General features: G+C 71.1%; 13 protein-coding genes. 7 read left to right on the forward strand and 6 right to left on the reverse strand.

All coding sequences use genetic code 11. The annotated features are described in order from the left end of the window. The 3 genes from serS to VIB55_RS03745 all read left to right on the forward strand — a co-directional run. Positions 1–1048: serine--tRNA ligase (gene serS / locus VIB55_RS03735; RefSeq protein WP_331875327.1), on the forward strand; the 1048-nt coding region annotated here is incomplete at its 5' end. An 82-nt stretch (positions 1049–1130) separates the two neighbouring features. Further along, positions 1131–2363 (forward strand): HAMP domain-containing sensor histidine kinase, encoded by a 1233-nt coding sequence (locus tag VIB55_RS03740; RefSeq protein ID WP_331875328.1) that lies wholly within the window; start codon positions 1131–1133, stop codon positions 2361–2363. Positions 2364–2559: 196 nt separating this feature from the next. Beyond that, entirely contained in the window at positions 2560–4884 is a 2325-nt protein-coding gene (locus VIB55_RS03745) for an ATP-dependent helicase (RefSeq protein ID WP_331875329.1), read from the forward strand. A gap of 12 nt (positions 4885–4896) precedes the next feature. Here the strand turns inward: VIB55_RS03745 and VIB55_RS03750 are convergent, their stop codons facing one another. Both VIB55_RS03750 and VIB55_RS03755 read right to left on the reverse strand, forming a co-directional pair. Further along, a complete protein-coding gene (locus tag VIB55_RS03750) occupies positions 4897–5184 on the reverse strand; it encodes a helix-turn-helix domain-containing protein (protein ID WP_349262988.1) in 288 nt (95 codons plus the stop codon). 31 nt (positions 5185–5215) lie between these two features. Next, positions 5216–5533, reverse strand: a complete 318-nt coding sequence (locus VIB55_RS03755) for a type II toxin-antitoxin system RelE/ParE family toxin (RefSeq protein WP_331875331.1) — start codon at positions 5531–5533, stop codon at positions 5216–5218. Positions 5534–5871: 338 nt separating this feature from the next. On the opposite strand from VIB55_RS03755, the gene dusB reads away from it, so the two are divergent. The 3 genes from dusB to VIB55_RS03770 all read left to right on the forward strand — a co-directional run bounded on the left by dusB (position 5872) and on the right by VIB55_RS03770 (position 9592). Beyond that, the gene (gene dusB / locus VIB55_RS03760) at positions 5872–6870 is read left to right on the forward strand and encodes a tRNA dihydrouridine synthase DusB (RefSeq protein ID WP_331875332.1); all 999 of its coding nucleotides are present in this window, start codon (positions 5872–5874) and stop codon (positions 6868–6870) included. Continuing rightward, a complete protein-coding gene (gene larB / locus VIB55_RS03765) occupies positions 6867–7628 on the forward strand; it encodes a nickel pincer cofactor biosynthesis protein LarB (protein WP_331875333.1) in 762 nt (253 codons plus the stop codon). Before dusB ends, larB begins: the two co-directional genes overlap by 4 nt. Before the next feature lie 140 nt (positions 7629–7768). Beyond that, positions 7769–9592, forward strand: a complete 1824-nt coding sequence (locus VIB55_RS03770) for a sensor domain-containing diguanylate cyclase (protein WP_331875334.1) — start codon at positions 7769–7771, stop codon at positions 9590–9592. A 127-nt stretch (positions 9593–9719) separates the two neighbouring features. Here the strand turns inward: VIB55_RS03770 and galK are convergent, their stop codons facing one another. From galK to VIB55_RS03790, 4 genes are read right to left on the reverse strand one after another with little or no spacing between them, the layout of a single operon-like run. Next, complete coding sequence (gene galK / locus VIB55_RS03775; protein WP_331875335.1) at positions 9720–10889, reverse strand: galactokinase; 1170 nt, start codon at positions 10887–10889, stop codon at positions 9720–9722. Positions 10890–10904: 15 nt separating this feature from the next. Further along, a complete protein-coding gene (gene galE / locus VIB55_RS03780) occupies positions 10905–11906 on the reverse strand; it encodes a UDP-glucose 4-epimerase GalE (RefSeq protein WP_331875336.1) in 1002 nt (333 codons plus the stop codon). After that, complete coding sequence (locus tag VIB55_RS03785; RefSeq protein ID WP_331875337.1) at positions 11903–13387, reverse strand: glycoside hydrolase family 43 protein; 1485 nt, start codon at positions 13385–13387, stop codon at positions 11903–11905. Before VIB55_RS03785 ends, galE begins: the two co-directional genes overlap by 4 nt. 6 nt (positions 13388–13393) lie before the next feature. Beyond that, positions 13394–14530, reverse strand: a complete 1137-nt coding sequence (locus VIB55_RS03790) for a glycoside hydrolase family 43 protein (protein ID WP_331875338.1) — start codon at positions 14528–14530, stop codon at positions 13394–13396. A 3-nt stretch (positions 14531–14533) separates the two neighbouring features. On the opposite strand from VIB55_RS03790, the gene VIB55_RS03795 reads away from it, so the two are divergent. Further along, entirely contained in the window at positions 14534–15583 is a 1050-nt protein-coding gene (locus VIB55_RS03795) for a family 43 glycosylhydrolase (RefSeq protein ID WP_331875339.1), read from the forward strand. Positions 15584–15642: the final 59 nt, after the last annotated feature.

The following is a 15642-nucleotide window of genomic DNA, read 5'->3' on the forward strand; positions in this document are numbered from 1 at the left end:
GGCCGGCGACCGCATCAAGGAGATCGATGCCCGGCTGCGCGAGGTGGAAGGCGCCGTCGAGCACGAGTTGCTGCGCATTCCCAACCTGGTGGACCCGTCCGTTCCCGAGGGCGGCGAAGAGGCCAACCAGGTCGTCCGCACCTGGGGGGAGCCGCGCGCGTTCGGCTTCGCCCCGCGCCCGCACTGGGAGATCGGCGCCGAGCTGGGCTTGATGGACCTGGCGGGCGGCGCCAAGGTGGCGGGGAGCGGCTTTCCCGCGTACCGGGGGATGGGCGCCCGGCTGCAGCGCGCGCTGATCAACTTCTTCCTCGACCTGCACACCCGCGAGCACGGCTACACCGAGGTGGAGCCGCCCTTCCTGGTGACGCGCGAGTCCATGCAGGGCACGGGGCAGTATCCCAAGTTCGTGGAAGACGGCGACGCCTACGAGCTGCCGGAAGACGGGCTGTACCTGGTGCCCACCAGCGAGGTGCCGCTGGTGAACCTGCTGCGCGACGAGCTGCTGGACGCCGGCCGCCTGCCCACGCGCTTCACGGCCTACTCGCCCTGCTTCCGGCGTGAGGCGGGGTCGGCGGGCAAGGACACGCGCGGGCTGCTGCGGCTTCACCAGTTCGACAAGGTGGAGCTGGTGCGCTTCGAGCGGCCGGAGCGCTCGTGGGAGGCGCTGGAGGAGATGACGGGGCACGCCGAGCGGGTGCTTCAGCTGCTGGGCCTTCCCTACCGCGTGCTGCTGCTGGCCGGCGGCGACACGGGCTTCGGCTCGGCCAAGACGTACGACCTGGAGGTGTGGGCGCCGGGTGTAGACCGCTGGCTGGAAGTGTCGAGCGCTAGCAACATGACGGACTTTCAGGCGCGCCGTGCCAGCATCCGCTACCGCCCCGAGCCGGGCGCCCGCCCCGAGTTCGTCCACACGCTGAACGCGTCGGGGCTGGCGCTGCCGCGCACGGTGATCGCCCTGCTGGAAAACGGACAGCAGGAAGACGGGTCGGTCACCATTCCCGAGCCGCTGCGCCCGTACCTGGGGACGGACCGGCTGGTTCGCCCCTGACCGTGGCCGGGCGCGCCCCGCCGGGCGCGCCGGACCCCATCCACCGCTCCTTCATGCGGACCCCCGCCCCGCGGCGCCGCGGATGAACCGGCGCCACTGGCCCACCGCGCTCGCGGTGCTGGCCGCGGCCATCCTGGCCTGGTACCTGGTGTACAGCCAGGCGCTCGTGCGCGAGATGCGCAAGGACGCCCAGGTGCACTCGCGCATGGTGGTGCGGGTGTTCCACGGCCTGACGGACCCGCAGGCCGAGCCGGTGGGCACCCTGCTGGCCCTGTCGGGAGAGATCCAGCGGCTGCGCGTGCCCATCGTGTACGCCGACCAGGACGGCGTTCCCGCGTACTGGGTGAACCTTCCCTTCGAGGCCGTCCCGGGCGACACCGCGGACATGATCCGCGTGATGAACTACTCCGCGCGGCTGGCCTCGCGCAACCCGCCGCTGACGGAGAAGGGGCTGGGCACCATCTACTTCGGCGACCCGCCCACGGTGGAGCGGCTGCGGTGGATTCCCCTGCTGCAGGTGGGCGCGCTGGTGGGGCTCCTGGGCGCACTGGCCTCCCTGATCCGCCACAACCAGCGCACCGAGCGCGAGCGCATCTGGGCGGCGATGGCGCGCGAGTCGGCGCACCAGATGGCCACGCCGCTGTCGTCGCTGGCGGGGTGGGTGGAGATCCTTCGCCTGCCGGACGAGGAGCGCGAGCCCATGGCCACCCTTCCCGCCGTGGCGGGCGAGATGGAAGCCGACCTGGACCGGCTGGAGAAGGTGGCGCGCCGCTTCGAGTGGATCGGGCGGCCGGTGCAGAAGGACCCGGTAGACGTGCGCACGCTGCTGCGGGTGCTGGAGCGCTACATCCGCGTGCGGCTGCCGCAGCTGGGCCGCGGGGTAGACCTGGAGGTGGACGTGCCCGAGGGGACGCCGCCGGTACTGGGCAACGCCATCCTGCTGGAGTGGGCGCTGGAAAACCTGGTGAAGAACGCGCTCGACGCCCTGGCGGGCTCCGGCGGGCGCATCTGCATCGAGGCGCAGGCCCACGGCGAGCGGCGGGTGGAGATCCGGGTGATCGACAACGGGCCCGGCGTGTCGCCGGCGGTCCGCAGCACGCTCTTCGATCCGGGCGTATCGACCAAGAAGGGGGGCTGGGGCGTGGGCCTTTCGCTGGCCCGCCGGATCGTGGAAGACGTGCACCACGGCCGCCTGCGGCTGGAGCCGTCGGACCGGGGCGCGCGCTTCGTGATGATCCTGCCGTCGATCCGCGAAAAGGACGTGGCCGACGACCAGGCGATGCCCAGACGCTTCGCGCGGAAGGCCGCGTCCTGAGCCGCGCGACCCCGGCTGTGCTGGGGCGGATGAATCCGCGGCAACGACGGCCCGAAGTCCGCCTTCGCGGACTGCACTTTCGGATACCCATCCGCGCAGCCAGTACCATCGCATGCGGAGGCCGCGGGACCGGGCTTCCGCACTTAGTTTCTGTTCCCGTTGTGACCGTCGTTACCGTTCTGACCGCAGTCATCGAATGACGTTTGACCTCTCGCACCTGAACCCCGAGCAGCGCGAGGCGGCCTCCCATTTCGAGGGGCCGCTGCTCGTGCTGGCCGGCGCCGGATCGGGAAAGACCCGCGTGCTCACCACCCGCATCGCCTGGCTGGTGGAGGAGATGGGCGTGGACCCGGCCAGCATCCTGGCGCTGACCTTCACCAACAAGGCCGCGGGAGAGATGCGCGAGCGGGTGAGGACCAGCCTGGGCAAGGACCTCGCGGGAATGTGGATCGGCACCTTCCACTCCGTGGGCGTGCGCATCCTGCGGCGCGACGGCACCCGGCTGGGGTGGAGCCCCGGCTTCACCGTCTACGACGCCGACGATGCCGACGGGCTGGTAAAGCGCATCCTTCGCGACCAGCTGCAGGTAGACATCAAGAAGTTCTCGCCGCGCGCGGTGCACGGGGCCATCTCCGCCGCCAAGAACGAGCTGGTGTATCCCGAAGCGTACGCGCAGACCGCCAACGACCCGTTCGAGCGCGTGGTGGCGGACGTATTTCCGCGCTACCAGAAGGCGCTCAAGGACGCCAACGCCTTCGACTTCGACGACCTGCTGGTGAAGCCGGTGGAATTGTTCCGGCAGAGCGCGCCCGTGCTGGAGCGCTACCAGCGGCGCTTTCCCTTCATCCTGGTCGACGAGTACCAGGACACCAACCGCGCCCAGTACGTGTTCCTGCGCCTGCTGGCGGGGGAGCAGCACAACCTGTTCGTGGTGGGCGACGACGACCAGTCCATCTACGGCTGGCGCGGCGCCGACATCCGCAACATCCTGGACTTCGAGAAGGACTTTCCCGCCGCGCGCATGGTAAGGCTGGAGCAGAACTACCGCTCCACCAGCACCATCCTGGACGCCGCCAACCGCGTCATCTCGCAGAACGTGCGGCGCAAGGGCAAGACGCTGCGCACCGACGCCGGCGCGGGCGAGCGCATCACCCTGGTCGAGTGCGCCGACGAGGCCGACGAGGCGCGCTGGGTGGCGGAAGAGATCCGCGTGCGGATGGCGGACAATCCGTCGCTGGCGCTGAAGAACTTCGTCGTCCTCTACCGCACCAACGCACAGTCGCGCGCCATGGAAGAGGGGCTGCGCCGCGAGGGGATGGCGTACCGGGTGATCGGGGGAACCCGCTTCTACGAGCGCCGTGAGGTGAAGGATGCGCTGGCCTACCTGCGCCTGGTCGCCAATCCGGCGGCGGACGAGGCTTTTCTGCGCGTCGTCAACGTCCCCAGGCGGGGGATCGGTGACGCATCGGTGGGGCGGCTGGCGGAGCATGCGACAGCGCGGGGGCTGCCCCTGCTGCGCGCAGCCGAGGAGGCGGCGTCGGTGGATGGGATTCGCGGCGTGGCGGCCCGGGCGCTGCCGGAGATGGCCGCGCTGATCCGCAAGTACGCCGCGCTGGCCGGGCGCGAGGGCATTGGGCTCGACGGGCTATTGCGGGAGCTGGTGATCGAGGCGGGGCTGGTGGAGGCACTCAAGGCGGAGGGTCCCGAGGGCAAGGACCGCCTGGAGAACCTGGACGAGCTGATCGCGGGCGCGGCCGACGTGCAGCGGCGGCTGGAGGACGAGGATCCCGAGCTGATGATGGAACTGGAGGAGGCGGGTGAAACCTCGCCGCGTGCCATCGACCTGTTCCTGGGCCACGTGGCATTGGTGGCCGACGTGGACCAGCACGACCCGCACGCCGACGCGGTGTCGATGATGACGCTTCACAACGCCAAGGGGCTGGAGTTTCCCCTGGTCTTCATCACCGGGCTGGAGGACGGCTTGTTCCCCCTGGTGCGCGCCATGGACGAGCCCGCGGACATGGAAGAGGAGCGGCGGCTGTTCTACGTCGGCGTCACGCGGGCAGAACGCAAGCTGTACCTGTCGCACGCGCGGCGCCGCCGGCGGGGGGCCACGTACATGGACTGCGTGGCGTCGCAGTTCCTGGAGTCGGTGCCCAAGGAACTGACCGAGACGCGCCGCACGCCGCGCATTCTGGAGCGCACGTCCAGCTATCCGCAGCCGTGGAAGCAGTTCGGCGACTTCGGGCGGTCTGCCACCCGGCGCGAGCGGCTGTACGGCTCCGCCCCCGCCGCGCCCGCCTACGACGGCGACCCCAGCTACCAGGTGGACTACTCGGATTCGCAGGACTCGCCCTCGCTGCGCAAGGGCTCGCGCGTGCGGCACCCCACGTTCGGCGTGGGGACCGTGATGGAACTGTCGGGCTACGCCGAGAACGTGAAGGCGACCATCGAGTTCGACGACGTGGGCCGCAAGAGCATCCTGCTCAAGTACGCCAACCTGCAGCCCGAGTGGGAGTAGGCCGCGTCGCTCTCAGCGAAGGGCGTCGAGCACGGCCTCGGGGTGCTTGGCCACCACGCGCAGCAGGGCGCGGGCGGGGCCCTCGGGGCGGCGGCGGCCCTGCTCCCAGTTCCGCAGCGTGCCCACGGGCACGTCCATCAGCGCCGCGAACTTGGGCTGCGAAAGCTTCAGGCGCTGCCGGAGCTCCTTTACGTCCACCTCGTCGTAGGTGAAGGTGCGCGAGGGCGGCGCGTCACCGCGCATGATGGCGCCGCCTTGGCGCACGCTTTCCAGGAGCTCGTCGAACAGTTCGTCACGCATGGGCATGGCTGGCCTCCCTTTGGGTTGAAGCTCATCCGTACTCGGCCTCGACGACCGCCCGCAGCGCCCGGCGCTGCGCCTCGGTGAGGTCGTCCTGCTGGTTCTTGGGATACACGTACAGCATCAGCAGCCGGTCGCGCGCCACGGCGAAGTAGTAGATCACGCGCACCCCGCCGCGCTTTCCCCGGCCGCTCCCCGCCCACCGCACCTTGCGGATGCCCCCCGTGCGCGGGATGACCGGCCCGACCGTGGGATCGTCGAGCAGCACGATCTGAAGGTCGCGGTACGACTCGGGGGAAAGCAGTTCCTCCACGTGCCGCGTGAACAGCGGCGTCTCGACGATTTCCATGGGACGAGAGACTCGGGGTGACCTCCCGCCCGGCACCTATCATACACCAGTGACGCATCTGTGTCAATGGTGTACCCGGCGCCCTCCGAACGCGTGGGGGAGAGCCCGAAATTTACGGTTCTCACCCCCGCCGCTCCTACCCATATCTTTCGCCACCGGCCGGCAAAGTCGCACGCTGCACGGCGTCCGAGGGGCCGCACTACGACTGAAAATCTGGTGGATGATCGGCGCTCGGCCGCGGCGTCGTGGCTCCCGAACCGACACGGAGCGAACGGTCTGCCCGGCTCGCGCGCCCGGCGTGGTTGAACCGTCTGGCGCGTGCGGGTTATATTGCCGGCATGTCCACCAGTGCCATCGACCTGCTCAAGAGCGGCACCGTGCCGCTGTACCTGGCCCCACAGGCGGGAGTCAGCGAATCGCCCTTCCGCCGGCTGTGCCGGTCGTACGGGGCCGACGTCGTGGTGTCGGAGTTCGTCTCGGCCGAGGGCATCCGGCGCCACGACCGCCGCACGCACTCGTACCTGCGCTTTCACGACGACGAGCGGCCCATCGGCATCCAGATCTTCGGCGCGGAGCCGGAGGCCATGGCGCAGGCCGCGCGGCTGGTGGAAGAGGTGTACGAGCCCGACTTCCTGGACATCAACTTCGGGTGCCCGGTCAAGAAGGTGGTCAATCGCAACGGCGGCTCGGGATGCCTGCGCGATCTGGACCTCGTTCGCGACATCATCCGTGCGGTGAAGGCGGCCATCTCCATCCCGACGACGGTCAAGATCCGCAGCGGCTTCACCGAGCAGACGCGAAACCCGGTGGAGATCGCCCTGCGCTGCCAGGACGCCGGCGCCGAGGTGCTGACACTCCATGCCCGCACCCGCACGCAGATGTACAGCGGAACGGCGAACTGGGACGAGATCGCCGCAGTCAAGCAGGCGCTCGACATCCCGGTGATCGGCAACGGCGACGTGTTCACGGGCGAGGCGGCGGCGCGGATGCGCGAGCACACCCGCTGCGACGGCATCATGATCGCCCGCGGCTCGCACGGGGCGCCGTGGCTGTTCGCGCAGGCCCGTGCGGCGCTGGAGGGTCGGCCTGTGCCCGCCGATCCCGAGGCGGCGGAGCGGTTCCGCATCGTCATCGAACACGCGCGGTTGGCCATCGCCTGGGAGGCGGACGAGGAAAAGGCGATGATCGAGTTCCGCAAGCACCTGGGCTGGTACACGAAGGGGCTGCCCAACGGGCGATACCTGAGGCAGGAACTGTTCGAGGTGCGGCGGCTGGACGAGGCCGAGCGGCTGCTGGAAGGGTACCTGGCGCAGGTGGAGCAGGGGGCGGCGGCGTGACCCCCGAGTCCCTGCGCGCGCTGCTGGGTGAAGTGGCCAGCGGCGCGTCGTCCATCGCCGACGCCGAGCGGCGGCTGGCCTGGGCGCCGGTGGAAGACCTGGATTTCGCGCGGGTGGACCACCACCGCGCCCTGCGCCATGGCTTTCCCGAAGTCGTGTTCGGGCAGGGGAAGACGCCGGACCAGGTGGTGGCGCTCGCCGTCCGCATCGCGGAGCGCGGCGAGGGGTTCCTGGCCACGCGCCTGGCACCCGAGGCTCGCGAGCCGCTGCGGTCCGCGCTTCCCGCCATCGAGCTGAACGAGCTGGGACGGACGGCGTACATGGCTCCCGCGCAGCCGGTGGAGCGGCGGACGCGCGGGACGGTGCTGGTCGTCACCGCCGGCACCAGCGACCTCCCCGTCGCCGAGGAGGCGGCGGTGACGGCGCGCGCGTATGGCAACCCGGTGGAGCGGCTGACCGACGTGGGCGTAGCCGGCATCCACCGTATCCTCAGTGCGCGCGACACTCTGTCGTCCGCCGCCGTGGTCATCGTGATCGCCGGGATGGAGGGCGCGCTTCCCTCCGTCGTGGGCGGGCTGGTTTCCGTCCCCGTGATCGCCGTACCGACGAGCGTGGGGTACGGCGCCTCGTTCGGCGGCCTTTCGGCGTTGCTGGGGATGCTGAACTCCTGCGCGTCGGGCGTTACCGTGGTGAACATCGACAACGGGTTCGGCGCGGCGGCCGCCGCGTCGCGCATCAACCTGCTTCCGCCCGCCTGACGATTTCCACGTCCACCCGCGTTCCCCATCCGCTTCCGCTCGCCGTCTCGGCGCTGGCGTACGCCGCGGCGCTCGGCCTCGCGGCGCGGCTGCCGTGGTGGGGAGACGCGCTGGCGGTCGTTCTCCTTCTTGCCCTCGCCGTGTGGTCGTTCCGCGTCCGCGGCAAGGACGCCGGTGCCGCCGCGGCGCTCTGGCCCCCCGTTCACCTGCTGATCGCCGCTACCGGCCACCTGGCCTCGCCCCTGGCGCCGCTCGCGGCGGGATGGGTGGTGCTGTTCGGCCGGCGCGCGCCGAAGTGGGCGGCGCCAGGGGCGGCCGTCGTGGCGGCGCTGGGGATCGGGGCGGACTGGGTGGATGGGACGGCACCGGGGTGGATGTCGGCGGCGAGATGGGTGCTGCTGATGGCGCTCGCCGCTGGACTGACGGCCTGGGTAGCGCACGGGCCGGCGGCGAAGCGGATGGGGAGCGCCGTGGTCCCGGAGCCGGAGGCGGCCCCCCGGCGCGACGGCGAGGCGACCGACGCGGAGGCGGTGGAGAACGCGCTGGCGGTGATCCTCCGCGCCACGGATGCGCACGAAGCGGCGCTGTGGCGGGCCGATGGAGTGGATGACCAGCGCTCCGCGGCGCTGCTCGTGCGCGCCGCCGCGCCTGAGGTGCCCGCGGCCGAGTCGCCCGTGGCGCTGGCCGGGCACCCGTTTGCGTGGGCCATCGATGAGCGGCTTCCCCAGCGTATCCAGCGCGGCAAGCGCGACCTGCCCTCCCCTTGGGCTGCGGAGATGCTGCTGCTGCCGGTGGAGGTGGAGTCGCGGGTGATGGTCCTGGCCCTCGCCTACCCCGGCCAGGTGCCGCCCGGGGCCGAGGCCGCCGCGGTGCGCGGAGGCCAGCACCTGGGCACGCTGCTGGGGCTGCTGAAGTCGCGCGCCGCCGTCCGCCGGGCGGATGCGGGGATGCGGGCGATGGCGGATGCCGTGCGCACCCTTCCCGGCGAGTTGGAGCTGGACAAGTTCGCGGCCCAGCTCGCCGCCGCCGTGCGCCAGGGGACCGGGGCCGCGGGCGCGGCCGTCGCGCTGGTGACGGACGACGCGGGACGCGGCAAGGTGCTCCACGCCTCCGGCGAGCCCATGCCCATGGGCGCCGAGGCGTTCGGCGAGGGCGAGTCGCGGCTGTCGCTGGCGGTGAAGCACGGCGTGGACCTGAACTACGCGGACCTGCGCCGCGAGCGCGAACGGCTGCCGCTGCTGGCGCCGGGGGAGAAATGGGAGCAGGCGCCGCGCTCGGCGGCGGTGCTGCCGCTGATGGTGGACGGGCGGGCGATCGGCGTGGTGGCGGCGTGGCACCCGGAGCCGGGGCGCTTCGGCGAGCGGGAGCGGGAGATCCTTCATCTGCTGTGCTCGGTGGCGCCCATGCCCATGCGCAGCGCCCGCCGCTTCGAGGCGCTGGACCAGCGCGCGTCCACCGACCCGCTGACGGGGCTCCCCAACCGCAGCGCCTTCGACCAGCGGCTGGCGGCGCTTTCCAGCTACTTCGACCGCTACGCGCGCCCGTTCGCGGTGGTGACGCTGGATGTGGACTTCTTCAAGAAGTTCAACGACACCTGGGGCCACGAGGCTGGCGACCGCGTGCTGCAGCACGTCTCCGACCTGCTGAAATCCACGGTGCGCGACGTGGACCTGCCGGCGCGGCTGGGCGGCGAGGAGTTCGCGGTGCTGCTGCCAGAAACCACGCTGCGCCAGGCCATGGACGCCGCCGAACGAATCCGCCGCACGCTGGAGTCGCGCACGGTCAACTGGCAGGGCCGGCCGCTCTCGGTGACGGCGTCCATCGGCGTCTCCGCCTGCCCCGACTGCACCGCCACCCCGTCCGAGCTCCTGGGCCTGGCGGATGCCGCGCTGTACCGCGCGAAGGAATCCGGCCGCAACCGCGTAGCCGCCGCTCCGAAGCTGGAAGCCGCTGGACGCGCGTAACCCTTACCGATCAAAAACAGTTTCACGCAGAGGGCGCGGAGGGAAAAGAGAGGACGCAGAGAACTGATCGAAGTCTCTGCGTCCTCTCTGTCTTCTCTGCGTCCTCTGCGTGATACTCGTTCGGAGTTCAGGCGGGCACGGACGCAGAGGTTTCGATGGAGGCGCCCGCCGACGCCGAGCAGACGTAGACGCGCGGCTCCAGCCCCGTGGCGGATCGGTACGCTTCCGCCACGGTGCGGGCGAAGTCGTCAGCGCCTTCTCCGTCCACCAGCGCCACCGCGCATCCGCCGAAGCCTGCACCGGTCATCCGCGCGCCGCGGCAGGCGCCGTGGCCCTGCGCCAGCTCCACGATCACGTCCAGTTCCTTCCGCGACACCTCGAAGTCGTCGCGCAGGCTGGCGTGGCTCTCGTTCATCAGCCGGCCCACGGTTTCGGCATCGCCCCACTCCAGCGCATCGGCCGCCTGCAGCGTGCGCGCGTTCTCCGTGATCACGTGGCGCGCGCGACGGCGCATCACGGTTTCCATCCGGGGCGCCAGCCGCTCGAACCGCTCCACGTCCACATCGCGAAGCGCCTCGACACCAAAGAAGTCCGCCGCCTCCTCGCAGTGGAGCCGCCGGTCGTTGTAGGCCGAGTCCACCAGCCCGCGACGGGTGGCGGTGTCCAGGATCACCACCGCGCTCCCCGGCGGCATGGGCACCGAGCGCGTTTCCAGCGAGCGGCAGTCGATCAGCAGGGCGTGACCCTCCTCACCCGCGGCGGAGATCATCTGGTCCATGATGCCGCAGCGCACCCCGATCCAGTCGTTCTCGGCCCGCTGCGCGGCAAGCGCCATCTCGCGCGGATCCCACGGCATTCCGGAAATGGACGCAAAGGCGCGGGCGGAAGCCAGCTCGAAGGCCGCGCTGGACGAGAGGCCCGCGCCGATGGGCACGTCTCCGGCCGCCACGCCGTCCCACCCCTTCAGGCCGCGCGTCTTTTTCTGGAGCACCCACGCCACGCCCTGCACGTAGTTGATCCACTCGTTGCCCGTGCTGGCCAGGTGGTCCAGGTCGAACTCGCGGTCCTCGTCGAAGTCCAGCGAGTGGATGAACACCTTGGAGTCGTCGCGCGGGCGAAGGGCGATCCAGGCGGCGCGGTCGATGGCCATCGGCAGCACGAAGCCGTCGTTGTAGTCGGTGTGCTCGCCGATCAGGTTCACGCGGCCGGGCGCGCGGGCCACGCACGCCGGCGGCTCGCCGAAGCGCGCCTCGAACTCCCGCGTCACGCGGGCACGAAGGCCGTGGTCGCTGGTCATGTCAGGATCAAAGGTTCAGGATGCGGGCGCGGAGGCCCGGTCGTCGTATCCGCGGGGGTGCGTCCGGTGCCACGCCCAGGCGCTCTCGATGATGGCATGCAGGTCCGTCCACTTCGGCTCCCATCCCAGCTCGCGCTGGATGCGGTCGCTCGCCGCGATCAGCCGCGCCGGGTCGCCGGGGCGGCGCGGGCCGGCGACGGCGGGAATGGGATGCCCCGTGACGTCGCGCGCCGCCTCGATCACCTGGCGCACGCTGAAGCCATGGCCGATCCCCAGGTTGTACGTGCGGCTTCCCTGGTCCAGCGCGCGCAGGGCGCGGATGTGGGCGTCGGCCAGGTCTTCGACGTGGATGTAGTCGCGGATGCAGGTGCCGTCGGGCGTCTCGTAGTCCTCGCCGAAGATGGTCACCCGCTCCCGCTGCCCCAGCGCCACCTGCAGGATGATGGGGATCAGGTGCGTCTCGGGATCGTGGTCCTCGCCCAGTTCGGGGGAGAGCGCGCCGCAGGCGTTGAAGTACCGCAGCGCCGCGTAGCGCATTCCGAAGCGGTCGTCCATCCAGTGGAGCATGCGCTCCAGGATGAACTTCGATTCGCCATACGGGCTTCCCGGAGAGATGGACGTGTCCTCGTCTATGGGATCGCGGTCCGGCAGGCCAAACAGGTTCGCGGTGGAGGACAGGATGAAGCGCCGGACGCCGTGCTCCACGGCGCTTTCCAGCAGGTTCAGCCCGTTGCGGACGTTGTTCCCCAGGTGGCGGAACGGGTGCTCCATCGACTCGCCCACCAGCGTGTGCGAGGCGAAGTGGAGGATGCCTTCCGGCCGGTGCTCCGCCATCGCGCGATCGATCGCTGCGCGGTCGTCCAGCCCCGCCACGACGAGCGTCGCCTGGGGATGCACGGCGGCCCGGTGCCCCTGCGAGAGGTCGTCGAACACCACCACCTCGTCCCCACCCGCCACCAGCTGCTGCACCACGGCGCTGCCGATGTACCCCGCCCCACCCGTAACCAGCACCCTCATCGCGCGGCTCCGATCGTCTGCATTTCTGTAATCTCGTCGTATGTGGCGACGCCCTCGTCGTCTGACCTCACCGCTACGCGTTCCCCGTCCAGCACCAGCGGCACGGCGAGCAGGGCGCGGAACTCGTTGTATCCCGTGCGGCCCGGAAAGAAGGCGTGCAGGAAGAGCCAAGGCTCGCCGTCCGGCCCCTCCGCGACGGATGGATGGCCGGGCCCCCACCACTCCGCCGTAGAGCGGAGGAGCGGCTGTGCCATCTTCCGGTAGGGCCCCAGCGGCGCATCCGCCACCGCCACGCCGATGCCGTAGCGCGCGGTGGAGAAGTCGTTCCCCGCGTAGAACAGGTAGTGCTTGCCGCCGTGCCGGGTGACCCAGATTCCCTCGATGAGGTGCGCCTCCCAGGGCTGGTCGTTCTGCAGCACCAGGGTGCGCTCCCCTTCCAGGTTGCGGCCGTCCGGCGAAAGCCGCTGTGCCCACACCGGCGTCCGCATCGCACCGAGGACGGCGCGGATCGCCTGCCGCACCGCCGGGTCCGCCTCGCGCGCGAGCATGGCCGAGAGCCGGTTCCTCACCGCCGCAAATCGCTCGGTGATGGCTTCCACCAGCACTTGCTGGGCGAAGAAGCGCTCCATCGGCTCCAGCGTGCGCACCCACGGCCACAGCGTCGCCAGGAGCGAGGCGGTGCGGCGGTCGGCTTCGTCCGGCAGCAGCTCGGCGATCAGCCGGCCGTGCTCGTGCAGCAGCTGGTGAAGCAGCCCCGGCCAGACGCCGTTGGTGTCGTCCTTCCACAGCAGGTAGGCGGTGCCGTCCTCGTCCACCACCACGTGCGGATCGATCACGCCGCCGCGCAGCACCGGCTCGAACGGTGTCTCGAACGGCCCGCCGGGGTTGGGCGACGTCGCCACGCCGATCGCCAGGTCGTGTCCATCCCGCTCACGCGCCGCGAAGTACACCCGGTACTCGCCGCCGACGCGGTGCATCTCGGGCGCCCAAAAGTCGCTGACGCCCTCCCCATCCGCCGCCCACGCCGGCTTCTGGCCTTGCGGGAAGACGAAGCCCACCATCTCCCAGTCCGCCAGGTCACGCGAGCGGGCGATGGGAAATGCGTCGGGGGCGTCGTTGGAGGTGGCGACCAGGTAGTACCACGCACCGTCGCCTTCCTCCACGCGGATCACCGCCGGATCCCCGTACCCGTGCAGCACGTCCGGCGACAGGTTCTCCGTCAGCAGGGGGCGAAACGGGGCGCGGAACGTCGCCGGCTCGGGCGGCTGCCGGTTGCGCGGCACGCGCGTGCCGAAGCGCGCCGCCAGCTCCGCGTACACGTCCAGCCACCCGTTGTGCGTCCTCTCGCGCAGGGTGTACTCCCCCACCGCCCGCGCGCCGGCCGCGTCCGGTCCCATGACGACGAGGGTGCACCCGTCGGTGATCGCGCCCTCGAACCGGAAGGGCGCGTCAGCGACGGCGGCGAGCCGCATCTCGTTCATCGACCGTCAGCGCCCGCAGGGCTCGCCGGAGGGGACGCGCAACGGAACGCCCGACGCCACCGGCTGGCCGAAGTTGGGGGATCCGTCCGCGTTCCAGGTGAAGGGCTGCGCGCGGATCACCCGGTTCCAGTTGGGCCCCGTATCCACCTTGGCGTGGTAGATGATCCAGTCCTCCGTACCGTCCGGCGACTTCGCGAAGCCGTTGTGCCCCGGGCCGTACACCCCGTTGGCCTCGGCGAACACGGGGCCCGTCTTGGTCCAGCTGGAGGGCAGCATGGGGTCCGCCGTGGGGCTGTTCAGCCGCAGCATCCCCAGCCGGTACGACCGCAGCCACGACTCGCGCGTGGAGTACACGACGAACGTCTGGCCGCCCCGCGCCAGCACCTGCGGCCCCTCGTTCAGGTCCAGCCCGTCCACCGGATCTTCCCGCCGCTCCCAGCTCTCGGTGGGCGCGGAGATCTGCGCGCGCGGGCCGCTGATGGTGTGCGGGTTGGACATCCGCGCGATGTAGATGTACTGCGGCGTGCGCGCGAGCGGCGTGTTGTTCTCCCAGCCGGACCACATGCCGTACAGCTGGCCGTTGAAGCGGTGGACGGTGAAGTCGATGGCCCACACGTCGTCGGCGTGGGTGGCCAGGGTACCGCCCGTGTCCAGCTGGCCCAGGTCCTCGTACGCGCCCTGCGGATCGTTGCCCGCGGCGCGGATCACTCCGGCGCGCTGGTAGATGAAGGGCGCGTCCTGCGGGCCGGGGCGGCCGGCGGCGTAGTAGATGTACCAGCGGCCGTCCACCAGGCGGATTTCCGGCGCCCAGACGTGGGTCTGGTTCCACCCCGTGTCGGGCGCGGTCCACACCTTTACGCTGTCGCGCATGGGGTCGGTGAGCTTTCTCGACCGGAAGACCCAGATGGTGCTACTTTGCCCCTCCTGGTTCTTCGATTGCGCCATGTAGTAGTAGCCGTCGCGGAACTCCAGCCACGGGTCGGCCCCGCGCGCGACGGGGTTCGTGAACGTGCAGACCGCGGCCGTCGCGGGAGCGGGCGTGCCCGGCGCCTGCACCGGCGGGGTGCACGCGGCGAGCTGCGCGGCGGCGAGCAGGGCCCATGCGGCGCGGGCGAAGGCAGTCTGACCACGAGCGCGATTCATCGTATGACTTCCTCAGAGGCTGTTCCCGGACCGGCAAGCTACCGGCCCCTCTTTCCCGAACCCGCCGACCAGGGCGATCCCTACCTGCTCGCCATCCCCGACGGCGTGGCGGCGGACTACCGCTACTACGTGTACGTGACGCGGGACCAAACGAGCGATGGGCGGGGCGGCACGGCCACGCCCGGCGCCTTTCCCGCGTTCGCCTCGCACGACCTGGTCACCTGGCGTCCGCTCGGCCCCACGCTGGCGGGCGACGCGACGCGGTACGCCTTCTGGGCGCCGTGCGTGCGGTACGTGGCCGGCCTGGAGCGCCCGTACGTAATGCTGTACTCGCACGGCGCGGGCATCGGCGAGCAGGCGCACATCGGCCACCAGATCCGCCGGGCCGACAGCGACCGGCCGGAGGGCCCGTTCGTGGACACCGGCCACGTGCTGACGCCGGATACCGACTTCGCCATCGACGCGGACGTGTACGCCGCGCCCGACGGCTCGCTGCGGATGGCCTACGCCACCGACTTCGTGGACCGCGAGCCGTACGGCACCGGCATCGTAGAGGTGGCGGTGAGCGACGACCTCACGCGCGTCCTCTCGCCCCCCGGCCTGCTCGCGCGCCCCTCCGAGAACTGGCACCTGTTCGACGCCGCGCGGCGCATGCCGTGGAAGGACATCCCGGGCGTGGACTGGCGCACCGACACGGTCCGCTGGAGCACCGTCGAGGGCCCGGTCGGCGGCCTGGTGAATCCCCAGGGCCGGCGTGTTTACCTGTACAGCGGCGGATGCTACTTCGGCTTCTACGCCGTGGGCGCGCTGGTGGAGGACGACGCGGGAACGCTCGTGAACGTTACGCGCGATGGGCGCGGGTTCGTCCTGGGCTCGCTTCCCGAGCACGGCGTTCACGCCCCGGGCCACTGCGACTGGTTCCGCGCCGCGGACGGGCGCGAGTGGCTGGTCACGCATGCCCGCTTCGGCTCGCCGGAGGCGCCGCGCAACGCCTGCCTGGTGGAGCTTCGCTGGGACCAGGACGGGCTGCCGTACTGCCCGCCGCCGGCGTAGGTCCCCCGGAGGGCCCCTCCCCCCGGCCCCCTCCCCCCATGCTGCGCATGTGGAGAGGG

The sequence above is a fragment of the Longimicrobium sp. genome, assembly GCF_036554565.1.
GTDB lineage: Bacteria > Gemmatimonadota > Gemmatimonadetes > Longimicrobiales > Longimicrobiaceae > Longimicrobium.